This window comes from Streptomyces virginiae, assembly GCF_041432505.1.
Lineage (GTDB): Bacteria > Actinomycetota > Actinomycetes > Streptomycetales > Streptomycetaceae > Streptomyces > Streptomyces virginiae_A.
Genome location: NZ_CP107871.1, coordinates 6,506,613 through 6,527,475, shown reverse-complemented (window position 1 = coordinate 6,527,475; position 20,863 = coordinate 6,506,613). Strand labels below are relative to the sequence as shown.

General features: G+C 73.1%; 20 protein-coding genes. 7 read left to right on the top strand and 13 right to left on the bottom strand.

Going from position 1 to position 20,863, the window contains the following annotated elements:
- Positions 1 to 3 precede the first annotated feature (3 nt).
- Positions 4 to 927 (bottom strand): LLM class F420-dependent oxidoreductase, encoded by a 924-nt coding sequence (locus OG624_RS30330; RefSeq protein ID WP_033217599.1) that lies wholly within the window; start codon positions 925 to 927, stop codon positions 4 to 6.
- Between the two features lie 201 nt (positions 928 to 1,128).
- Between OG624_RS30330 and OG624_RS30325 the strand changes: the two genes are divergently transcribed.
- Positions 1,129 to 1,383 (top strand): hypothetical protein, encoded by a 255-nt coding sequence (locus tag OG624_RS30325; protein ID WP_033217594.1) that lies wholly within the window; start codon positions 1,129 to 1,131, stop codon positions 1,381 to 1,383.
- A 47-nt stretch (positions 1,384 to 1,430) separates the two neighbouring features.
- On the opposite strand, the gene OG624_RS30320 is transcribed toward OG624_RS30325, so the two are convergent.
- The 4 genes from OG624_RS30320 to OG624_RS30305 form a co-directional block, all read right to left on the bottom strand.
- Entirely contained in the window at positions 1,431 to 1,916 is a 486-nt protein-coding gene (locus OG624_RS30320) for a DUF6099 family protein (protein ID WP_033217592.1), read from the bottom strand.
- A gap of 123 nt (positions 1,917 to 2,039) precedes the next feature.
- On the bottom strand, positions 2,040 to 2,381 hold the full coding sequence (locus tag OG624_RS30315) for a nucleotide pyrophosphohydrolase (protein WP_033217881.1): 342 nt from the start codon (positions 2,379 to 2,381) through the stop codon (positions 2,040 to 2,042).
- A gap of 101 nt (positions 2,382 to 2,482) precedes the next feature.
- Positions 2,483 to 3,871, bottom strand: coding sequence for an ATP-binding protein (locus tag OG624_RS30310; RefSeq protein ID WP_326749215.1), 1,389 nt, complete (start codon positions 3,869 to 3,871; stop codon positions 2,483 to 2,485).
- Positions 3,872 to 3,938: 67 nt separating this feature from the next.
- Positions 3,939 to 4,334 carry a cell division protein SepF gene (locus OG624_RS30305; protein WP_030012729.1) on the bottom strand — a complete coding sequence of 132 codons (396 nt, stop codon included), beginning with the start codon at positions 4,332 to 4,334 and terminating at the stop codon, positions 3,939 to 3,941.
- Between the two features lie 155 nt (positions 4,335 to 4,489).
- On the opposite strand from OG624_RS30305, the gene OG624_RS30300 reads away from it, so the two are divergent.
- On the top strand, positions 4,490 to 5,209 hold the full coding sequence (locus OG624_RS30300) for a DUF2470 domain-containing protein (RefSeq protein ID WP_033217588.1): 720 nt from the start codon (positions 4,490 to 4,492) through the stop codon (positions 5,207 to 5,209).
- Between the two features lie 42 nt (positions 5,210 to 5,251).
- Positions 5,252 to 6,172, top strand: coding sequence for an NADP-dependent oxidoreductase (locus OG624_RS30295; protein ID WP_326749214.1), 921 nt, complete (start codon positions 5,252 to 5,254; stop codon positions 6,170 to 6,172).
- A 75-nt stretch (positions 6,173 to 6,247) separates the two neighbouring features.
- On the opposite strand, the gene OG624_RS30290 is transcribed toward OG624_RS30295, so the two are convergent.
- The 8 genes from OG624_RS30290 to OG624_RS30255 form a co-directional block, all read right to left on the bottom strand.
- Positions 6,248 to 6,601, bottom strand: a complete 354-nt coding sequence (locus OG624_RS30290) for a 4Fe-4S dicluster domain-containing protein (RefSeq protein WP_030713012.1) — start codon at positions 6,599 to 6,601, stop codon at positions 6,248 to 6,250.
- Positions 6,598 to 8,181: an FAD-binding protein gene (locus OG624_RS30285; RefSeq protein ID WP_371640041.1), complete on the bottom strand. Its 1,584-nt coding sequence runs from the start codon at positions 8,179 to 8,181 to the stop codon at positions 6,598 to 6,600. Before OG624_RS30285 ends, OG624_RS30290 begins: the two co-directional genes overlap by 4 nt.
- Positions 8,178 to 9,509, bottom strand: coding sequence for an LLM class flavin-dependent oxidoreductase (locus OG624_RS30280; protein ID WP_033217582.1), 1,332 nt, complete (start codon positions 9,507 to 9,509; stop codon positions 8,178 to 8,180). The genes OG624_RS30285 and OG624_RS30280 overlap by 4 nt, the downstream gene beginning before the upstream one ends.
- Before the next feature lie 58 nt (positions 9,510 to 9,567).
- Positions 9,568 to 10,563 carry an ABC transporter permease gene (locus tag OG624_RS30275; protein WP_371640889.1) on the bottom strand — a complete coding sequence of 332 codons (996 nt, stop codon included), beginning with the start codon at positions 10,561 to 10,563 and terminating at the stop codon, positions 9,568 to 9,570.
- 152 nt (positions 10,564 to 10,715) lie between these two features.
- Positions 10,716 to 11,537 carry an ABC transporter ATP-binding protein gene (locus tag OG624_RS30270; protein ID WP_033217580.1) on the bottom strand — a complete coding sequence of 274 codons (822 nt, stop codon included), beginning with the start codon at positions 11,535 to 11,537 and terminating at the stop codon, positions 10,716 to 10,718.
- 6 nt (positions 11,538 to 11,543) lie between these two features.
- Entirely contained in the window at positions 11,544 to 12,578 is a 1,035-nt protein-coding gene (locus OG624_RS30265; protein ID WP_033217578.1) for an ABC transporter substrate-binding protein, read from the bottom strand.
- Between the two features lie 41 nt (positions 12,579 to 12,619).
- Positions 12,620 to 13,189 (bottom strand): NADPH-dependent FMN reductase, encoded by a 570-nt coding sequence (gene ssuE, locus OG624_RS30260; protein WP_033217576.1) that lies wholly within the window; start codon positions 13,187 to 13,189, stop codon positions 12,620 to 12,622.
- A gap of 36 nt (positions 13,190 to 13,225) precedes the next feature.
- A complete protein-coding gene (locus OG624_RS30255; protein ID WP_033217575.1) occupies positions 13,226 to 14,161 on the bottom strand; it encodes a TauD/TfdA dioxygenase family protein in 936 nt (311 codons plus the stop codon).
- A 1,047-nt stretch (positions 14,162 to 15,208) separates the two neighbouring features.
- On the opposite strand from OG624_RS30255, the gene OG624_RS30250 reads away from it, so the two are divergent.
- The 4 genes from OG624_RS30250 to scpA all read left to right on the top strand — a co-directional run bounded on the left by OG624_RS30250 (position 15,209) and on the right by scpA (position 20,862).
- A complete protein-coding gene (locus OG624_RS30250; RefSeq protein ID WP_371640040.1) occupies positions 15,209 to 15,370 on the top strand; it encodes a hypothetical protein in 162 nt (53 codons plus the stop codon).
- 218 nt (positions 15,371 to 15,588) lie between these two features.
- The gene (locus OG624_RS30245) at positions 15,589 to 16,830 is read left to right on the top strand and encodes an ROK family protein (protein ID WP_371640888.1); all 1,242 of its coding nucleotides are present in this window, start codon (positions 15,589 to 15,591) and stop codon (positions 16,828 to 16,830) included.
- Positions 16,814 to 18,679: a methylmalonyl-CoA mutase family protein gene (locus OG624_RS30240; RefSeq protein ID WP_371640039.1), complete on the top strand. Its 1,866-nt coding sequence runs from the start codon at positions 16,814 to 16,816 to the stop codon at positions 18,677 to 18,679. The genes OG624_RS30245 and OG624_RS30240 overlap by 17 nt, the downstream gene beginning before the upstream one ends.
- Positions 18,676 to 20,862: a methylmalonyl-CoA mutase gene (gene scpA, locus OG624_RS30235; RefSeq protein ID WP_161296129.1), complete on the top strand. Its 2,187-nt coding sequence runs from the start codon at positions 18,676 to 18,678 to the stop codon at positions 20,860 to 20,862. Before OG624_RS30240 ends, scpA begins: the two co-directional genes overlap by 4 nt.
- Position 20,863: the final 1 nt, after the last annotated feature.

The following is a 20,863-nucleotide window of genomic DNA, read 5'->3' as shown; positions in this document are numbered from 1 at the left end:
TTCCTATCGGACCTGGGAGAGCACCTGGGCGGAGATCAGCTCCAGGTGGTCCAGGTCGTGGAGGTCGAGCAGTTGGAGGTAGACGCGGGAGGCGCCGGCGGCGCCGTACGCGCCGATCTTCTCCACGACCTCGGCCGGGGTACCGGCCAGGCCGTTGGCCTTGAGTTCGTCGACGTCCCGCCCGATGGCGGCGGCTCGGCGGGCCACCTCGGCGTCGTCCTTGCCCACGCAGACGACGAGGGCGTTGGAGTAGCGGAGGTCGTCGGGTCCCCGCCCGGCCTCCTCGGCCGCCTCCCGGACCCGGGCGAACTGGCGCGCGCTGTCCGCGATGGACGCGAAGGGCATGTTGAACTCGTCCGCGTACCGGGCGGCGAGCCGCGGGGTGCGCCTGGCGCCGTGGCCGCCGACGAGGACGGGAATCTTGGCCTGGGCAGGCTTGGGCAGCGCGGGCGAGTTCTCCACCCGGTAGTGCGTGCCGGCGTGGTCGAAGGTGGCGCCGGGCTCGGTGGCCCACAGGCCGGTGACGATGGCCAGCTGCTCCTCCAGCCGGGACATCCGGTCCGCCGGGAAGGGGATGCCGTACGCCTTGTGCTCCTCCTCGAACCAGCCCGCGCCGAGACCCAGTTCGATGCGGCCGCCGGACATCTGGTCGACCTGGGCCACCTGGATGGCGAGGACTCCGGGCAGCCGGAAGGTTCCTGCCGTCATCAGGGTGCCGAGGCGGATCCGCTCGGTCTCCCGGGCCAGGCCCGCGAGGGTGATCCAGGCGTCGGTGGGGCCGGGCAGGCCGTCGGCGGATCCCATCCGCAGGTAGTGGTCGGAGCGGAAGAACGCGTCGAAGCCCAGGTCCTCGGTGGCCTTGGCGACGGACAGGAGGGTGTCGTAGCTCGCGCCCTGCTGGGGCTCGGTGAAAACGCGAAGATCCATGCCCCCATCCTGCACTTCCGCCCCGGCAGGGTGAATCTTCGTCAACCGGACGGTCCACGCCCCGGCGCGCCAGTGACCGGCCCGGACGGTGATCGTTGGCTCGGACGGAGCCGGACCGCCCGGCCCGCGCGCCGGCGGCGTCCCGCAGGCGCGTCCACCGCCCCCTTCCGCCCTGGAAGGGCCAGGGCCGAGGAGGCCGCCATGTCCCACGAGGCCGTGCCGGAGACCCACCGACACACCGGACCGACCGGACGGGCAGCGCAGCCGGCACACGAGCGAGCGGGGCAGGAGCCTGCGGCACCCGCCCAGGGGGACGGCGCGCCGAAGGGCCTGCTGCAGCAGATGGAAGACCTGATGGCGGCGTTGAACGCCGACCTGTCCCGGCTCGACGCCGATCTCCAGGCCTCCACGGACCGCGCCCCCGAGGGCGAGCGCCGGACCTTCCGGTCGTCCTGACCACGCGGGTCCCGCCGAGCACGGCGGGACCCCATCCGTAGTGCCCCTCAGGCCACGCCCGAGGCGGAGCCTCGTTCACGGACCGTCATGCGGCGCAGGATCGCCCGCACCCGGTCGCTCGACTCGTCGGCCGCGTCGATCGACTCTATGCACTGCCAGTACAGGGCCTCGTCGTCCGTCCCGCAGGCCACCCCGACCAGGGCTATGCCCACTTCACCCAGCAGCGCCTGGAGTCCGAGCATCGCCTGCCGGACGTCCGAAACCTCGCTCAACTGCGCGGCTCTCGGCGGATACTCGGGCGCGCTGCCCTCTCCGCGCAGGGCCGCCCGGTCGAGCACCCCGCAGCCTCTTCCTCCCGCTTCCCCCAGTCCTCGTGCCTCCGATCTCAGTTCCGGCGGCCCGGTGACCGCCAGATAGCTCCCTACGCCCTGCGCGAGCGCCTGGGCCTGCCAGGCCTCGCCCACGATGTCCCACGCGACCCCGCTCTGTGCCAGCGCGTGCCGGCCGGCCGCGATGAGCCGTACCGCATCCATATGCCGTCCCCCGTCCGCACGACATCCCGCCATCCTCACCACTACCCAGAGTGAGGGCAACGAGCCGGTAAAGCCAGGGGTATTCGGAAAATGTGGACACAAATGTGATTGTGGATGAGTCCATCACTCCGAAGAGTGACGATTCGGTGTCGATGTACCCGGCACGGGGAAGCGGAGTTCGTTCCTCTCGATCTTCGCGGCGAGCGCATCCAGCACATCCACCCCGAGAACCTCACAGAACTGCAGCAGATACGCGAGCACGTCGGCCACCTCGTCGGCCACGCGGTGGGCCGACTCCGGCTTCTCCATGACCTTCGCCGACTGCTCCGGCGTCAACCACTGGAAGATCTCGACCAGTTCGGACGCCTCCACGCTGAGCGCCACCGCCAGGTTCTTGGGCGTGTGGTACGGCTCCCAGCCGCGCGCGGCCGCGAACTGCACGAGCCGGCGCTGCAGCCGGTCCAGCCGCTCGTCGGGGCGGTCGCCGATCCGCGCGCCGGGCCGCCCCTCCGGTGGCTCCGGCCGTCGCTCGGGCTGTTCCTGGTTCTCCACCGCCGGCGTCTCGTTCATGCCCTCAGGTCTACCATCGCGACGCCCGGGAGATCGCGGGCGGCCGCGGCCGTCCCCTCCCCCACCGCCGCCACGAGCCGGATGTGGCCGCGGCCGCAGGACAGCAGGGCCAGACGCAGCAGCTCGGCGCTCTGACGCCCGTCGAGGCCGCGGTCGAAGTCGTCGGCCAGCACCGTCAGGGCCTGCCGCGCGGAGAGCAGTTCGGCCGCCGGGTCCATGGCCAGCACCCCGGGCCCGGTGAGCAGGACCAGCGCCAGCGCGAGGAAGCGGAGTTCGCCCGCGCCCAGTCGGGCCAGCTCGGTCGCGGGCCGGCCCGGGCCGCGGTCCAGCACCGCCTCGACGGGGCCGCCGCCCGCGGGGGCCCGTACGTCCAGGCCCGCCACGGACCCGGCGCAGCCGGTACGGGCCGCCTCCGCCAGCAGCGCGTGGCGGGTGCCGCATTCGCTACGGGTCCGCCGCAGCACATCGGCCAGGTTGGCGCAGTCGCCCAGCAGCCGGCCCTCTCCCGGCGCGACGGCGGCGCGCATCCGGTCCGGGCGGGGGTCGCACGGGAACACCGCGCGCAGGGCCACGACCACCTGCTCGGCGGCGGCCAGCACCTGGCGCTGACCCGCGGTGGAACCGGCGACGCGGAGCGGGAGCAGTGCCGTGCCGAGCCGGTCGTCGGGCAGCGGGGCCCGGGTGACACCGACGGCGCCACCGGTCAGCCAGGCGGCCTGGACCGAGCGCCGGCCGGGGTCACGCAGAGCGGTGGCGAGCAGGATCTGCCCGCCCTGGGAGAGCCGTTCGCCGACGATCCGCAGCGTGGGCTCGGCCTGGACGGCGAGGTCGAGCCGGACCGGGCCCGCGGGTCCGTCCACGGTGCAGCCGAGGCGGAACCCGCGCCGGCGCTGCGCGTCGGGGACGGCCCGGTCGGGGATGCGGGCGCGCGGGTCCGGGAAGGCCTCCTCCAGCGTGGCCCCGGAACCCAGCCCGGCCAGGGCCTCGTAGGCGGCCAGGGCCTGGGACTTGCCGCTGCCGCTCGGCCCGGCGAAGAGGGTGAGGGGGCCGAGCGGGTGAACCGCCGAGCGGTGCGGCCCGAAGGCGGAGAGCCGCAGCTCGGTGACCACGGGCCGCGGACAGCGCTGCGCGGGCTCGGTGGGACGGCCGGAGCCGGCGGGGCGGGCCTGCGCGGGCACGACGACGGCGTCGTCTTCCTCCACGCCGGTGGGAGGCGTGGGAGGCGCGGGCGAGGCTCCGGGCGACGCGGTGGCATCTCCCTCGGCCGCCGGAGCGGCAGCGGGAAGGGCTGCGAGAAGCGCAGCGGGAACGGGACCGGCGGGGGTGTCGGCTAACGCGACGAGGGCGGGCGCGCCCACCGCCGCCGCGTCCGAAATGGCGTCCATGCGCGGGACGGTACGGCCCGCCGGACCCCCCGTGGCTCCGGCGAACCGTTCCCTCGCGGGGACCTTCCTACGATCGGGGGACGGCCGCGGCCGCGATCCCCTCGACCTCGGTCCCCACCGGCGCGAGCAGGAAGACGTTCCGGTCCACCCGGTGCATCCCGCTGCCCAGGCCGAAGACCACGCCGCTGCTGAAGTCCAGGATCCGCTTGGCCACTTCGCTGTCCGCCCCGGTGAGGTCGAGCAGGACCGGGATCTGCGCGATCAGGTACTCCGCCACCTCCCGCGCGTCCGCGAAGATCTGAACTCTGATCACCACGAAGCGCCGCTGCTCCGCCGCCGACGCCCCGGGCGCGGTGGGAATCGTGCGGTGGTCCACCCGGGAGGGCCATTCGTTGCGACTGCGCAGGGGAACCACCTGCGCGAGCCCCTCCCACTGTTCGTCGGTGACGTCGTACCTGCTCACCGGGCCGCCTCGGCCGTGCGCTTCATGTGCATCCCCCCATCCTCTCGCGTTTCACCCGTTCAGCCCAACAACGACACGAGCGTCCCGGGTACTCCCGGAGAGCCAGATAGGTTAGGTTAGGCATACCTAAGTCGCTTGGACGAGGAGAGATCCGCATGCGCATGTTCGGTGCCCCCGCCACCCCGGCCGACCGGCCCACCGATGCCGAGCGCATCCGGTCGATCCTGACCGCCGCCCACTCCATGACCGTGGTCACCGACGGACTGCGCTCCGAGGTCCGCCACCTCGACGGCAGCGACCCGATGGGCCGACTGCACCTGCACCCCGCCGAGCCCGGCGGCGAGTCCGAGTACCGGCCCTCGATCCGGCTGGAGTTCACGGACATCGCCCCCACCCCCGTACGGGACCGGGTGCGCGCCCGCGTCACCGTGCTGGGCCGCCTGCTGACCCCCTACTCCGACCTGGCCGAAGGCTCCGGCGCCGACTCCACCTGCATGGAATTCGACCGGGCCGTCCTGGAGACCCCGGAGGGCCGCTCGCACGTCGGCCTCGACGAGCTGGACGCGGCCTGCCCCGACCCGCTGTCCCCGTACGAGGCGGGCATGCTCACGCACCTCCTCGACGACCACCACGACCTCGTCACCCTGCTGCTGCGGCTGGTCCGGCCGCTGCCCACCGCCACCGTGCTCCGCGCGCTGCCGGTCGCCATGGACCGGTACGGGATCACCCTGCGGCTGGAGGAACGACGCGGCCATCGCGACGTGCGGCTGCCGTTCCCCTCCCCCCTCGACGACGTCGAGCAGGCCGGTACGCAGATCCAGGCACTGTTCAGCGCGGCCCGACGGAGCTCGCACCGCAACACCCTGCCGGCCTGACGGTCCGGAATACCCGGCCGCGGACCCATGTTGGGGACGATCATGAAGGCCATCACTTACAACGCCTACGGAACTCCCGCCCCCCTCCAGCTCGTCGACTCACCGCGGCCCAAGGTGGGACCGGGCGAGGTCCTCGTGCGCGTCAAGGCCGCCGGGGTCAATCCGGTGGACTGGAAGCTCGCAGCCGGATATCTCGACCCGATCCTCGAAGTCCGCTACCCGGTCATACCCGGCTGGGACGTGGCCGGAGTCGTCGAAGCGGTCGGCGAGGACACCTTCGACCACGCCGTCGGCGACGAGGTCTACGGCTACGTCCGCAAGGAATGGGTCGAGCTCGGCACGTACGCGGAACTGGTGTCCGCCCCCGTCCGCACCCTCGCCCGCAAGCCCCGCGAGTTGAGCTTCGAGCAGGCCGCGGGCCTCCCGCTGGCCGGTCTCACGGCCTACCAGTCGCTCACCCGCGTCGGCCTCCAGGCCGGGGAGACCGTGGTCATCCACTCCGCGGCCGGCGGCACCGGATCCTTCGGCGTGCAGATCGCGGTCGCGCTCGGCCTGCGGGTCATCGGCACGGCGGGCGCGCACAACCACGACTACCTGCGCTCCCTCGGCGCGGAGCCCGTGCTGTACGGCGAGGGGATGGCGGACCGGATCCGCGCGCTCGCGCCCGAAGGCGTCGACGCGGGACTGGACTTCTACGGCGACGACGTCATCGAGACGCTGCAGTCCCTGGTCAAGGAACGCCACCGGGTCGTCTCCATCGCGGACTACAACGCGGCCGCCCAGGGCGCCCACCAGCTGTGGGTGCGCCCGGACACCGCCGACCTGACCTTCCTGGCGGAACTGGCCGACGCGGGGAAGCTCACGGTCAACGTGGAACACGCGCTGCCGCTCGCCGAGGCCGCCAAGGCCTGGGAGCTGAGCGCCGCGGGCCGCACCCGCGGCAAGATCGTCCTGACCGTCTGACCGGCCCACCGGCCTCTCGGCGCCCCGCACACACGCACACGCCGCCGGAGCACAGGGCTCCGGCGGCGCTCGCGCTCAGGACGTGATCGGCGGCGCGGACCGGCCGAGCGGCGGCCCGATCGCCCGCAGCGAGCCGGGCGTCCGCCCTTCACCCCAGCCGATCTCCCGCCGGTAGCTGCCGAGCAGCCCGCGGCTCACCAACCCCGCTTCGTCCCGGACGGCCGGGTCCTCCGGCAGGGGCCGGGTCAGCGGGGCCACGAACAGCGCGTCCACCGGGCAGTTCGCCTCGCACAGGAAGCAGGTCTGGCAGTCCTCCTGCCGTACGAGCAGCGGAATCCCCTCGGGGCCCCGTTCGAAGACATCGGTCGGGCACACCTCCACGCATTTGTCGCAGGCGATGCAGCGCTCCGCCGAAACCAGTTCGATCATGCGGCCACCCCTGCCCTCGCGGCGGGCCTGGTCCACACCCGGTCCAATCCCCCGACCAGGATCCGGTGGTGCTGAGCCGGGTCCTGGTCCGGGTGGTCGAGGCGCTTGGCCATGCCCCGGGACTCGGACCGGGCGAGGGCGGCGGCGTACATCCACCGCGCGTGCGCCGTCATCGCCGCCGCCTGCCGGGCCCTGACCAGGTCGGCCCCTTCACCGTGCAGACCCGCGCGCAGCTGTGACCAGGCCGCGTCGAGGGTGCGCAGGGAGGCCGCGAGGACCTCGCCGCGCCGGAGGTAGTTCTTGTCGTACGGCAGTACCTCCCGCTGTACGAGCGCCACGGCCTCGCGGTGTTCCGGCGCGCCGGCCGCGCTCCCCGTCGGGCGCAGGCCCGCCCCGCCGGCGCCGGTGACGGGACGGCTCGCCGTCCGGGCGGAACCGAGGGAGCGGGCGTACCCCGCGGCGCCCCGGCCGGCCCAGCTGCCCGAGGAGATGGCCCAGGCGGCGTTGTGGCTGCCGCCTCCGGTGAAGCCCCCGCAGATCTCCTCGCGGGTGGCCGCGTCCCCGGCGGCGTACAGCCCGGCAACCCCGGTGGCGCAGTCGTCGCCGGTGATCCGGATGCCGCCGGTGCCGCGGACCGTGCCCTCGGCGAGCAGGGTGACGGCGAACCGGTCCGTGAAGGGATCGATGCCGAGCCGGTCGAAGGTGAGGAAGAAGTTGGGCTGCGCGAGGCGCATCGCGGCCCGGGCGGACTCGTCGGCGCGGTCCAGACGGGCGTACACCCGGGCGCCGGTGAGGAGTTCGCGGGCGATCACCGAGCGGCCGCCCTGGCTCGCCGCGCCCTCCAGGACCCTGCCGTCCTCCTGGTAGAAGGTGGCGAAGGAGTAGAAGGCGGTCTTGGTGACGGAGGTGCCCTCGGGGGCGATGCCGTAGGCGTTGGAGAACTCCATCCCGGAGAGCTCCGCCCCGACCTCGGCGGCGAACAGTGCCCCGTCGCCGGTGTCGGTGTTCGTGCCGAGGGCTCCGCTGAGGAAGGCGCAGCCGCCGGTGGCGAGGACCACGGCGCCGGCCCGGACCCGGTAGGACTCGCGCAGCTGGCGGCGGTAGCCGGCGGCGCCCGCGACGATGCCGTCCGCGTCGGTGAGCAGCTCGGTGACCGGGCTGTGGTCCAGGACGCGGACCCCGGCCCGGCGGATCCGGATGCGCATCCGCCGCATGTACTCGGGGCCTTGCAGGCCGCCCCGGAGCGGCTGCCCGTCGGGGCCGGTCGGGAAGGGGTAACGGCCGTGCGTGGCCAGCTCGTTCATCCGGTCGTAGGTCTCGTCGAGGACCCGGGCCATCCAGCGGCGGTCGGCGAGGTACCCGCCGAGGCCCTCCCGGGAGGCCATGGCGGCCTCCCGGGCGGCGGGCTCCGGCGGGACGTACCAGACACCGGTGCCGCCCGCGGCCGTCGCGCCGCTGGTCCCGCAGTAGCCCTTGTCCGCGAGGACGACGCGGGCGCCCACCTCGGCGGCCCCCAGCGCCGCCCAGGTGGCGGCCGGGCCACCGCCGACCACGAGGACGTCGGTGGCGTACTCGGTCATACGCTCTCCTTGGTGTGCCGGTTGACCGGCCGGGCGAGGCCGTAGTTCTCGCGGAGGGTGGCGCCGGTGTACTCGGTGCGGAACAGCCCGCGCCGCTGGAGGATCGGCACGACGTGGTCGACGAACGCGGTCAGGCCGGTGGGCAGGACCGGCGCCATGATGTTGAAGCCGTCGGCGGCTCCCTGGGTGAACCACTCCTCGAGCTGGTCGGCGATCTGCTCGGGGGTACCGGCGAAGACGCGGTGACCGCGGCCGGCGCCGAGGCGGGCGATCAGCTGGCGCAGGGTGAGGCCGTCGCGCCGGGCGAGTTCGGCGACGAGGGTGAAGCGGCTCTTGTTGCCGTTGATGTCGCGTTCCTCGGGCAGGTCCGGGAGCGGGCCGTCCAGCGGCAGTCCGGTGAGGTCGACGTTCAGCATGCCGGAGAGCTGGGCGAGGCCGTACTCGGGCACCTGGAGGTCGGTGAGCTGCTGTTCCAGGGCCTTCGCCTCGGCCTCGGTGGAGCCGATGACGGGGGCGATGCCGGGCAGGACGAGGAGGTCGCTCTCGGCACGGCCGTACTTGGCGAGGCGGGACTTGAGGTCCTTGTAGAAGGTCTGGCCGTCCGCGAGGGTCTGCTGGGCGGTGAAGACCGCCTCGGCGTATCGGGCCGCGAACTCCTTGCCGTCCTCGGAGGACCCGGCCTGCACGAGCAGCGGGTAGCCCTGGGGGGAGCGCGGGACGTTGAGCGGCCCGGCGACGCCGAAGTGCTCGCCGCGGTGGGCGGCCGGATGCAGCTTGTCGGTGTCGGCGTAGATGCCGCGCTCCTTGTCGAGGACGATCGCGTCGTCCTCCCAGCTGTCCCAGAGCTTGGTGGCGACGTCGAGGAACTCGTGGGCGCGTTCGTAGCGGAGGTGGTGCTCCAGGTGCTCGTCGCGGTTGAAGTTGCGGGCCTCGTCGACGGTGCCGGAGGTGACGATGTTCCAGCCGGCCCGGCCACCGCTGATGTGGTCGAGGGAGGCGAACTTGCGGGCCAGGTTGTAGGGCTCGTTGAAGGTCGTGGAGACGGTGGCGATGAGCCCGATGTGCTCGGTGACGGCGGCGATGGCGGAGAGCAGGGTGAGCGGCTCGAAGCCGCCGAGGGCGTTGTGGCGGGCCTTGCCCCAGAGGGCGACGCCGTCGGCGAAGAAGATGGAGTCGAGCAGTCCGCGCTCGGCGGTGCGGGCCAGGTCCTGGAAGTACCGCAGGTCGGTGATGAGTTCGGGCCGGCTGTCGGGGTGGCGCCAGGCGGCGTCGTGGTGACCGACGTTCATCAGGAAGGCGTTGAGGTGGAGGGTGCGGTTCGCGGTCATGGCTGTTCCCTGTGTTCGGTGGCGTTGCGTGCGGTGGCGGGCCCGGACGGCGCGGGCGTCAGACGGGGACGCGCCAGGTGCTCAGGCGGCGTTCGATCGTGACCAGCAGCTGGTTGAAGGCCACGCCGACGGCGGAGATGGTGATGATGCCCGCGTACATCTGCGGGATCGCGAAGTTGTACTGCGAGGCGTTGATCAGATAGCCGAGGCCCGCCTTGGCGCCGATCATCTCGGCGGCCACCAGGACCAGGATGGAGACCGCGCCGGCCAGCCGGATGCCGGTGAAGACGGCCGGTACGGAGGACGGCAGGATCACCTTCTGGAAGAGCCTGGGGGTGGACAGGTCCATCGAGCGGGCCAGTCGCACGAGGGTGGGATCGGCGTTGCCCACGGCGCTGATGGTGTTCAGCAGGACCGGCCAGAGGCAGGCGTAGACGACGATCGAGACCTTCGAGGTCTCGCCGATCCCGAGCAGCAGCACGAAGACGGGGAGCAGGGCCAGTGCGGCGGTGTTGCGGAACACCTCCAGCAGCGGGCCGAGGAACGCGGCCACCGGCCGGTACCAGCCGATGAGCAGGCCGAGCGGGACCGCGACGACGACGGCGATGGCGAAGCCGCCGAAGGAGCGGGCGAGACTGGCCCGGGTGTGCTGACCGAGCTGGCCGTTGCCCAGGAGGTCCCACCAGGCCGTGGCGACCTCGCTGACCGGCGGGAGGAAGGTGGCGTCGACCAGGCCGAGGCGGGGGGCGGTCTCCCAGAGGACGAGCAGGGCGACGAGGGCCGCCGAGCGCAGGGCGGTGGCGCGCAGCCACCGGCCGAGCGCCCCGGCGGCCTTCCGGAGGGGGGACGGGGCGTGGCGGCCGTGGGCGGTGCCCCGAGCGGCGCCCGGAGAGGCGGGGCCCTTCGGCGCGGGCACGGCGTCCGGTCCGGTGGCGGGTGCCTCGGGGGGCGCGGAAGTCACCGGGGCCGCGGGAGCCTCCGGGGCCGCTGAGGCCGTCGGCGTCTGTGCGGGGGCGGGTGCCGTTGCCGTGGCCGCCCGGCCGGCGCCGCGCAGTCGGCGTACCAGCAGCGACGGGAGACCGGACCGCGGCCTGCGGGACTCCCGGTCGGCGGCCGCGGGAGCGGCGGGCGCGGTGTCCTCCCGTACGGCCTCGCGCACCGCCTGTCGGTCGGCCGGGGCATCGGCGGGGGTGGTGATGTCGGTGGTCATACGGTGGCCTCCTCCTTCTCCAGTTGCTGGGCGCGGGCCACCTCGTCGTGGAGCAGGGTCCAGATCTCGTGGCGATAGCGGGCGAACTCGGGGCTGGAGCGCAGGTCCTCGCCCTGGAAACCGTCGCCGCGGGCACCGAAGGAGACCGGGACGATCTCCTTGACGCGTCCGGGGCGGGAGGTCATGACGGCCACCTTCTGACCGAGGTAGACCGCCTCCTCGATGCCGTGCGTGATGAAGACGACGGTCTTCCCGGTGCGCTGCCAGATGCGGCGCAGCTCGTCCTGGAGGGACTCGCGGGTCTGCGCGTCGAGGGCGGCGAACGGCTCGTCCATCAGCAGGACGTCCGGGTCGTACGCCAGCGAGCGGGCGATGGCCACGCGCTGGCGCATACCGCCGGACAGTTCGTGCGGGTGCCGGTCCTCGAAGCCGGTGAGGCCGACGAGGTCCAGGAACTCCCGTGCCCGCGACTTGCGTTCACGGCGCGGGACGCCGGTCGCCTCAAGGCCGAACTCCACGTTGCCGAGCGCCGTGCGCCACGGCAGCAGGGCGTACTGCTGGAAGACGATGCCGCGGTCCAGGCCCGGCCCGGTGACGGGCTTGCCGTCCAGCAGGATCCGGCCGGACGAGGGCCGGGTCAGCCCACCGAGCAGGTCCAGGAGGGTGGACTTGCCGCAGCCGCTGGGGCCCACGACCACCACGAACTCCCCCGCCTCGATCTCCAGGTCGATGCCGTCGAGTGCGGTGAACTGCTCCTTGCTCTTCTTGTCCTTGGTCGGGAAGGTCTTGGTCACTTCCTCGAACACGATCTTCGCCATGGCGGATCAGCCCTTCCCGAAGCCGTTGAACTCGTTCGTGTAGAGGTCGGCGGGCTTGAGCTGTCCCTGCTTGATGTCGCCGCGCTCGCCGAGCCAGTCCAGCCAGAGCTGGAACTCCTTGTCCTCGATGCGGCCGCCCGTCTCGGCGACCCCGTACGAGCGCCAGTACTGGAGGGTCGAGGTGTCCTCGTTGCGGCCGCGCTTCTTGACGATCTCGGTCTGCCGGGCGATGACCTCCTCGCGCGGGGTGGTGCGGGCCCACTCGATGGCCTTGGCCACGCCGGTCACGAAGGTCCGGGCGGTGTCCGGGTTCTGCTTGATGAAGCGCTCGGTCATGATGTAGGAGCCGGCGCTGAACTTGCCGAGCAGGTCGAAGTCGCTGAACAGCGGCCTGATCCCGCCGGCGGCCACGGCCTTGTCGCGCAGGATCCCGCCCAGCACGCCCACGTCGATCTGCTTCTGGCGCAGCACCTGGTCGGTGTTGACGGGCGGCACGACGAGCGACTCGACCTTGGAGGAGTCGGCCTTGGCGAGGCCGTTGCGGCTCAGGTAGATGTCGAGGACGGCCTGGGAGTGCGCGCCCAGGGTGTTCATGCCGACCTTCTTGCCGAGGAGGTCGCGGGCGGAGCGGATCGGGCTGTCCTCCAGGACGTAGTAGCCGCTGTACGAGTGCTCGTCGACGCCGTAGTAGGAGATGACGGCCTTGATGGGGGCCTTGCTGGAGGCGAGTTTGACGATCGCGCCGTTGAAGGCTCCGCCGAAGTGGGTCTGTCCGGTGGCGGCGGACTGGATGTCCTGCGGACCGCTGATGGTGTTGCCGACCCACTCCAGCTTGAGGTCCTCCAGGTAGCCGAGGTCGGCGGCGAGTTCGGGGAGCGTGACGGCGCCGACCGAGCCCTGGTACTTCAGGGTCTTGATCTGCGCGCCGGAACCGCCGCTGCCCGCGGTGGCCGTGCCGCAGCTCACCGCGGCCGCCGAGATGCCGAGCAGGGCGAGGAACTGGCGTCGGGAGGTGGTGGTCGAGGTGAACGCTGCGGGCATGACGGTTCCTTGTCGGTGCGGGTCGCGTGGTGGCGGCGGTGTTACGGGGTGGTGGTGAGGGCGGCGGTGACGGCGGCGGCGGGCGCCGCGCGCAGTGCCGCGGCGAACTCGTCGACGGCCTGGTAGAGGTCCAGTTCGGCCTCGGGCCGCAGCCGGTCGGGGCCGGATCCGCGCTCGACGGACGAGTCCAGGACGAACCGGCCGGCGGTGACGTGCCGGGCGCCGAGGGCGGCGAGCACCGGGCGCAGGGCGTAGTCGATGGTCAGGACGTGGGCGAGGCTGCCGCCGGTGGCGAGCGGCAGGACGGTCTTGCCGTCGAGGCCGTCCTGCGGGAGCAGGTCGAGGAAAGCCTTGAGCAGTCCGGTGTACGAGGCCTTGTAGACCGGGGTCGCGATGACCAGGCCGTCGGCCTCGGCGACGGCTTCGAGCGCCCGGCGGATCTCGGGTTCGCCGCGGCGGGCGGCGAGGAGGTCGGCGGCGGGGAGCTCGCGCACGGACAGGTGCGCGGTCTCGAAGCCGGAGTGGGACAGCCGGCGCACCACGTGGTCGGCGACGACGGCGGTACGGGAGTGGGCGGAGGGGCTGCCGGTGATGGCGAGCAGATTGGGCACGGGGGCTCCTTGGGAGTCGTACGGGGAGCGGCTGGATCAGGCGGTGGTGGAGGCGCCCGAGGCGATGCCGAAGGCCGGGTCCGGGACGGCCTCCGGGCTGATCAGGCGGGAGGGCTCGCCGTCGGGGCCGACCGGGATGTCGCCGTCGACGGTGACCCGGCGCAGGGTCCGCTCGTGGTCGTCGGAGTCGTCCACTCCGTAGTGCTGGGTGGCGCGGTTGTCCCAGATCGCGACGTCGCCGGCCCGCCACTGCCGGCGGACGGTGTTCTCGGGGCTCTCGATGTGCGACTGGAAGAGGTCCTGGAGGGCGCGGGAGTCCCGGCCGGTCAGGCCGTTGATCCGCTGGACGAAGTTGCCGAGGAGCAGGGTGCGCTCGCCGGTCTCGGGGTGGACGCGGACCACCGGGTGCTCGGTGAGGAACTTGGTGGAGGTGAACACCTCGCGGTACTGGGCCAGGGCCTCGGGCAGTGCGTCGGGCTTGAGGGCGGCGTAGTCGTACTCGTTGGAGTGGACGGCGCGCAGGCTGTCGGCGAGGGTGCGCAGCGGTGCGGGGAGGTTGCTGTAGGCGGTGGCGGTGTTGGCCCAGAGGGTGTCGCCGCCGTACGGGGGGATGGTGACGGCGCGGAGGATGGAGAAGGCGGGGTAGGCGGGGACGAAGGTGACGTCGGTGTGCCATTGGTTGGCGCGGGCGCCGTGGTGGGAGTCGATGCCGAGGGCGTAACGACCGTCCGCGGAGGGGACGGTGGGGTGCGCGACGGGGGCGCCGAGCAGCTGGGCGAAGGCCTCGTGACCGGCCTCGTCGAGGTGGTCCTGGCCGCGGAAGAAGACGACCTTGTGGGCGAGGAGGGCCGCCCGGATCTCGGCGACGGTGCCGTCGGGCAGGTCGCCGCCGAGGCGTACGCCGCCGATCTCGGCTCCGATGCGGCCGCCGATCTTGGTGACGGTGATGGCGGTGGTGGTGGCAGTGGCCATGAGGACTCCCTGGTCGGGGGGCTGCGGGGATTATTTCCGCAGCGGAAGAAATAGCGTGACGGGGCAGCCGGGCGCTGCGCTGCGCCGAGCGGTACGGGTGCGGTGCGAGTACGGGTGCGATGCGAGTGCGCGGTGGTGCGGGTGCGCGGTGCCGGCCGCCCGAGGCCGCGGAGGCCCCTCGGGCGACCCCGGCCGGGCCCCGACACGGGGTGTCCCGGTGGTGCACCACCCCTGGAGGTGCACCACCGGACGGGAGCGGGGTCGGGCGGGCGCGGCCCGGAGGGACCCTACGAGGCGGCCCCACAAGGGGCACCGACGCGCGCCGGGACCGGGCGGGCCGGTCGGGCGGGGCGCCGGCTCGGCGGCGTCAGGCGCGGCCGAGGGCCGGACAGCGGCCCGGACACGCGCCCGGCTCGATACAGAGGCCGGTGGTGTGGAGCCGCGGGGCGAGGAGTGCGTTCGCGGACATGTCCCGGAGCGTGTCAGTGGCCCCGGCGGGGGTCAACCCCCGACCGTGGCCGCCGAACGCACTTCCGACCCGCCCCCACGTCCACCCCGCACACCGCCTACGACCTGCGCTTTCCCCCACCCATCACCCCGTCCGCGGACCCACCTCGGCGGCCGAAAACCGTGGCCGGAATTCATGGCCCCGCAATGCGGCCGCCACGCTTTCGCCGGGATCCGCGCCCGCTCACCGCCCACGGGGCCCGGGCCGGGGCGTGCCCGATGGCCCCGGCCGTCGGCGGGCCGGCTCGGCCCGCCGTCTCTTTCGGATCTTGTCGGAGGAGCCTGGGTCGTCCGGTGCCATGGGGCCTCCCCGGGCCCGCAGGGCCGAGGGGAAGCATCGCAAGGCGGAGGGGCGCTCGTGTACCGGACGTACTCGAGTGCCCCGACGACCTGGGGGCCCGGACGGAGTCCGGGGGATGAGGTGCCGTGCCGGGCGGGCCCGGCGCGATCCGAAAGAGACGGCCTGGGCGGCGACTTGCGGAGCGTCCTGCGCCTGCGGCGCGTCGGCCTCGGCGGCCGCCCGCACAGGCCCGCGGGGGCATGACCGAGGCCTCGGCCACCGGCGGGGTCCGGCAGGCGTTCACGCTCGCCGCCCTGTCCCGTACCGCGACTCCGGCCGGACGCCCATCGCTCGTCTCGCCGATCAGGCCGGAGCCCGACGCCACCGGGCCCCGTCAGGCCCCGGACCCGTCCGGCGCCTGATGCGACGTACCGCTTCGGACGGGCCCCGGGCTCATCCGGCAGGACCTGGGAACAGCGCTCGGGGCTTCGCGGGCACGCCCCAGGAGCCGCATCACCCCGCCGAGCGCCCGCAGGGGACCCGGCATGATCGGGGGACACACCCCAGAGGGCGTTCCGCCGCGAGCCCGGCCCGATCGGCCGGACGCCCCCTCACCCCCCGAGGAGACCGCGTGACGCGTATGGCCGGTGACAGCCGGGCCGCCGCCAATGCCACCACCGTGCTGCGGACGGTGCTCGACCACGGCCCGGTCGCGCGCAGCGCGATCGCCCCGCTGAGCGGGCTCAGTCCCGCCGCCGTGTCCCGGCAGACCACCGGGCTGCTCCGCGGCGGGCTGCTGCGCGAGCTGCCCGGGCCCGGTGGCGGGGTGGGGCGACCGCGGATCCCGCTGGACCTGCACACCGGGGCCGTCGGCGGGCCGGTCGCCGCCGGGCTGCACATCGGCGTGCCGCATTCGACCTTCAGCCTCGTCGACCTGCGCGGACAGCTGCTCGCCCGCCGTGCCTTCCCGCACCAGGGGCGCCCGACGGAGGGACTGTCCGCCGAGATCGCCGCCGAACTGCGCCGCTTCCTCGACGCCTACGACTCCGGGCGGCCGCTCCTCGGGGTCGGCGTGGCCCTGGGCGGTTGGGTCGACCCGGACCAGGGGATCGTCGTACGCCACCCCGCGTTGGAATGGAGCCGCAAGCCGCTCGCCGCCGAGCTGTCCGCCGCGCTCGGGCTGCCGGTGCGGGTCGACAACCACGCCCGGGCCGTCGCGCGGGCCGAGATCCTCTTCGGCCGGCCCGAGGCCCGCCGGAGCCTGGTGCACCTGTTCATCGGTCGGGTCGTCGACGCCGCCTTCGGGATCGAGGGGACCGTGCACCAGGGGCCGGGCGCGGCGGCCGGTGACGTGGCCCATCTGCCGGTGCCGCGCTCGCAGGCCCCGTGCGCGTGCGGACGTACCGGCTGCCTGGAGGCGACCGCGTCCGACACCGCGCTCGGCGCCGAGGCCGTGCGTCGGGGCATCGTTCCGGACCCTTCGGTGAACCTGCTGGTGGACGCGGCCGCCACCGGTGATCCGCGTGCCGACCGGCTGCTGCGCGAGCGTGCCCGCGCGGTGGGCCGCGCGGCGGCTCTTCTGTTGGATGTCTTCAATCCGGCGGTCATGGTCGTGACCGAGCTGGCGAGCGTCCTCGACGAGGGTTATCTGGAGGAGATCCGGGACGCCGCGATGGAGCTCTCGCACGTCTGCGATGATCCCGAGCGCATCGTGGTACCGCACGCGGGACCTGCCGTACTTCCGGAGGCGGCCGCAACCGTGCTGCTCAGCCGGGTGTTCCAGGACCCCTTCGGCATGGCCCGAGAGGGCGAGATCACACCCACCGGTATGGTGCCACCTGAGCACGCTCCCCTACATTCGAGCCATGACGGTCCTGCCTGACGACGGGCTCTCCCTGGCCGCCGAGTTCCCTGACGCGACGCATGAGCAGTGGCAGCGCCTTGTAGAAGGCGTACTGCGCAAGTCGGGCAAGGAAGTCTCCGGCGAGGCCGCAGAAGACGCGTTGTCCACCCCAATCGAGGACGGGCTCACCACGCGCCCGCTGTACACCGCGCCGCCCGACGGGGCGGTCATCGACACCGGTTTCCCCGGCTTCGCCCCGTTCGTCCGCGGAGGCAGGCCGGAAGGCACCACCGCGAACGGCTGGGACGTACGCCAGCGCCTCGCGGGTACCGATCCGGTACGCGTGAACGAGGCGGCCCTCGCCGATCTGGAGAACGGGGTCACCTCCCTCTGGCTCACCGTGGGTCGCTACGGTCTCCCGATCGAGGGCCTCGCCCGGGCACTGGACGGGGTCTACCTGGACCTCGCCCCCATCACCCTGGACGCCGGAGCCCAATACGCCGAGGCCGGCCGTGCATTGCTGCGCCTGTTCACCGAGAGCGCGGTGGCCCCCGAGGCCGCTCGGGCCTCCCTGGGCGCCGACCCCCTGGGCCACGAGGCCCGCACGGGTGAGGCAGTGGACGCGGCCGACGCCGTCGAGCTGGCCGTGGAGGCCGCCGCCGGCTGGCCCGGCGTGCGCGCCCTGACCGTGGACGCGCTGCCGTACCACGAGGCCGGCGGCAGCGCCGCCGAGGAGCTGGGCCTGTCCCTGGCCACCGGCGTCGCCTACCTGCGCGCCCTCACCGAGGCCGGACTGAGCACGGAAGCGGCGCTCGGACAGCTGGAGTTCCGCTACGCCGCCACCGCGGACCAGTTCCTCACCATCGCCAAGCTGCGCGCCGCGCGCCGGCTGTGGGCCCGTATCGCCGAGGCCTCGGGGGCCCCGGAGGCGGGTGCCCAGCTCCAGCACGCGGTGACCTCGCCGGTGATGATGACCCGCCGCGACCCCTGGGTGAACATGCTGCGCACCACCGTGGCCTGCATGGCCGCGGGTGTGGGCGGTGCGGACGCGGTGACCGTGCTCCCCTTCGACAACGAGCTCGGCCTGCCGGACGCCTTCGCGCGCCGGATCTCGCGCAACACCTCCACCATCCTGCTGGAGGAGTCGCACCTGGCCCGGGTGATCGACCCGGCCGGCGGCTCCTACTACGTGGAGCGCCTCACCGACGAACTGGCCCACGCCGCCTGGGGGTTCTTCCAGACCCTGGAGAAGGCCGGCGGCCAGGCCGCCGCCCTGCGCTCCGGACTGGTCGCCGAGCGGCTCGCCGCCACCTGGGCCGCGCGCTCCAAGAAGCTGGCGAAGCGGCGCGAGCCGATCACGGGCGTCAGCGAGTTCCCGCTGCTCTCGGAGAAGCCGGTCGTCCGCGAGCCCGCGCCCGCCGTACCCACCGGCGGACTGCCGCGCGTACGGCGCGACGAGGCCTACGAGGCCCTGCGGGCCCGCAGCGACGCGCACCTGGCGGCGACCGGCGCCCGGCCGAGGATCTTCCTCGCCGCGCTCGGCCCGGCGGCCGCGCACACCGCGCGCGCCACCTTCGCCTCGAACCTGTTCCAGGCGGGCGGCATCGAACCGGTGCACGTTCCGGTGTCGGTGGATCCGACGACGGCCGCCGAGTCCTACGCCGCGAGCGGGGCGGACGGCATGGCCGTGCTCTGCTCCAGCGACACGCTGTACGAGGAGCAGGCCGCGGCCGTGTCCGAGGCGCTGCGCGCGGCCGGCGCCACGACCGTCTTCCTCGCCGGCCGGCCGGGCACCGCCGAGACTTCCGTGGACGAGTACGTCTTCGCCGGCTGTGACGCCGTCGCCGTGCTGTCCTCCGTACTCGACCGGATGGGAGTGCCGTCTTGAGCATCCCCGATTTCTCCGAGCTGGCGCTCGACCCCTCCTCCGCCGCCGGCGTGACCGAGGAGCAGTGGCGCGCCTCGGTGAAGGAGTCCACCGGCACCGCGGCCGCAGACCTGCTGTGGGAGACGCCCGAGGGCATCGGCGTCAAGCCGCTGTACACGGGACGGGACATGGAGGGCCTGGACTTCCTGCGGACGTACCCGGGTGTGGCCCCGTACCTGCGCGGCCCGTACCCGACGATGTACGTCAACCAGCCCTGGACGATCCGGCAGTACGCCGGTTTCTCCACGGCCGAGGAGTCGAACGCCTTCTACCGGCGCAATCTGGCGTCCGGTCAGAAGGGCCTGTCGGTGGCCTTCGACCTGCCGACGCACCGCGGCTACGACAGCGACCACCCGCGCGTGACCGGCGACGTCGGCATGGCGGGCGTGGCGATCGACTCGATCTACGACATGCGGCAGCTGTTCGACGGGATCCCGCTGGACAAGATGTCGGTGTCGATGACGATGAACGGCGCGGTGCTGCCCGTCCTCGCGCTCTACATCGTGGCGGCGGAGGAGCAGGGCGTCTCCCCCGACAAGCTCGCCGGGACCATCCAGAACGACATCCTCAAGGAGTTCATGGTCCGCAACACCTACATCTACCCGCCCAAGCCCTCGATGCGGATCATCTCCGACATCTTCGCATTCACCTCGCAGAAGATGCCCCGGTACAACTCGATCTCCATCTCCGGCTACCACATCCAGGAGGCCGGGGCCACGGCCGACCTGGAGCTGGCGTACACCCTCGCCGACGGCGTGGAGTACCTGCGGGCCGGGCAGGCGGTCGGCCTGGACGTGGACGCGTTCGCGCCGCGCCTGTCGTTCTTCTGGGCGATCGGCATGAATTTCTTCATGGAGGTCGCGAAGCTGCGCGCGGCCCGCCTGCTGTGGGCGCGCCTGGTCAAGCAGTTCGACCCGAAGAACGCCAAGTCGCTGTCGCTGCGCACGCATTCGCAGACCTCCGGCTGGTCGCTGACGGCGCAGGACGTCTTCAACAACGTGACGCGCACGTGCATCGAGGCGATGGCGGCGACCCAGGGCCACACCCAGTCGCTGCACACCAACGCCCTCGACGAGGCGCTCGCGCTGCCGACGGACTTCTCGGCGCGCATCGCCCGCAACACCCAGCTGCTGCTGCAGCAGGAGTCGGGGACCTGCCGGTCGATCGACCCGTGGGGCGGCAGCGCGTACGTGGAGAAGCTGACGTACGACCTGGCGCGGCGGGCCTGGCAGCACATCGAGGAGGTCGAGGCGGCCGGCGGCATGGCGCAGGCCATCGACGCGGGCATCCCGAAGCTGCGCGTGGAGGAGGCCGCCGCCCGTACGCAGGCGCGCATCGACTCGGGCCGGCAGCCGGTGATCGGCGTCAACAAGTACCGGGTGGAGAACGACGAGGCGATCGACGTCCTCAAGGTCGACAACTCCTCGGTGCGCTCCCAGCAGATCGCCAAGCTGCGGCGGCTGCGCGAGGAGCGCGACGAGGCGGTCACCCAGGACACGCTGCGGGCGCTGACGAACGCCGCCGAGCGCGGCGACGGCAACCTCCTCGCGCTGGCGGTGGACGCGGCGCGCGCCAAGGCGACCGTGGGTGAGATCTCGGACGCACTGGAGAAGGTGTACGGGCGGCACGCGAGCCAGATCCGTACGATCTCGGGTGTGTACCGCACCGAGGCAGGCGAGTCCCCGTCCGTGGAGCGCACCCGTGCGCTCGTCGACCGGTTCGAGGAGGCGGAGGGCCGCCGTCCGCGCATCCTGGTCGCCAAGATGGGCCAGGACGGGCACGACCGCGGCCAGAAGGTGATCGCGACCGCCTTCGCCGACCTGGGCTTCGACGTGGACGTCGGCCCGCTGTTCCAGACCCCGGCGGAGGTGGCCCGTCAGGCCGTCGAGGCGGACGTCCACGTGGTGGGCGTCTCGTCGCTGGCGGCCGGTCACCTGACCCTCGTACCGGCGCTGCGGGAGCAGCTGGCGGAGGAGGGCCGCGAGGACATCATGATCGTCGTGGGTGGGGTGATCCCGCCCGCCGATGTCCCGACGCTGTTGGAGATGGGCGCCACCGCGGTGTTCCCGCCCGGCACGGTGATCCCGGACGCGGCCCACGACCTGGTGACGCGGCTGGCCGCGGACCTGGGCCACGAGCTGTAGG

Coding starts and splice junctions, on each gene's coding strand:
- OG624_RS30330 (WP_033217599.1), bottom strand. CDS start 927: ATGGATCTTCGCGTTTTCACCGAGCCCCAGCAGGGCGCGAGCTACGAC.
- OG624_RS30325 (WP_033217594.1), top strand. CDS start 1,129: ATGTCCCACGAGGCCGTGCCGGAGACCCACCGACACACCGGACCGACC.
- OG624_RS30320 (WP_033217592.1), bottom strand. CDS start 1,916: ATGGATGCGGTACGGCTCATCGCGGCCGGCCGGCACGCGCTGGCACAG.
- OG624_RS30310 (WP_326749215.1), bottom strand. CDS start 3,871: ATGGACGCCATTTCGGACGCGGCGGCGGTGGGCGCGCCCGCCCTCGTC.
- OG624_RS30300 (WP_033217588.1), top strand. CDS start 4,490: ATGCGCATGTTCGGTGCCCCCGCCACCCCGGCCGACCGGCCCACCGAT.
- OG624_RS30295 (WP_326749214.1), top strand. CDS start 5,252: ATGAAGGCCATCACTTACAACGCCTACGGAACTCCCGCCCCCCTCCAG.
- OG624_RS30290 (WP_030713012.1), bottom strand. CDS start 6,601: ATGATCGAACTGGTTTCGGCGGAGCGCTGCATCGCCTGCGACAAATGC.
- OG624_RS30285 (WP_371640041.1), bottom strand. CDS start 8,181: ATGACCGAGTACGCCACCGACGTCCTCGTGGTCGGCGGTGGCCCGGCC.
- OG624_RS30280 (WP_033217582.1), bottom strand. CDS start 9,509: ATGACCGCGAACCGCACCCTCCACCTCAACGCCTTCCTGATGAACGTC.
- OG624_RS30270 (WP_033217580.1), bottom strand. CDS start 11,537: ATGGCGAAGATCGTGTTCGAGGAAGTGACCAAGACCTTCCCGACCAAG.
- OG624_RS30265 (WP_033217578.1), bottom strand. CDS start 12,578: ATGCCCGCAGCGTTCACCTCGACCACCACCTCCCGACGCCAGTTCCTC.
- OG624_RS30255 (WP_033217575.1), bottom strand. CDS start 14,161: ATGGCCACTGCCACCACCACCGCCATCACCGTCACCAAGATCGGCGGC.
- OG624_RS30250 (WP_371640040.1), top strand. CDS start 15,209: ATGACCGAGGCCTCGGCCACCGGCGGGGTCCGGCAGGCGTTCACGCTC.
- OG624_RS30245 (WP_371640888.1), top strand. CDS start 15,589: ATGGCCGGTGACAGCCGGGCCGCCGCCAATGCCACCACCGTGCTGCGG.
- OG624_RS30240 (WP_371640039.1), top strand. CDS start 16,814: ATGACGGTCCTGCCTGACGACGGGCTCTCCCTGGCCGCCGAGTTCCCT.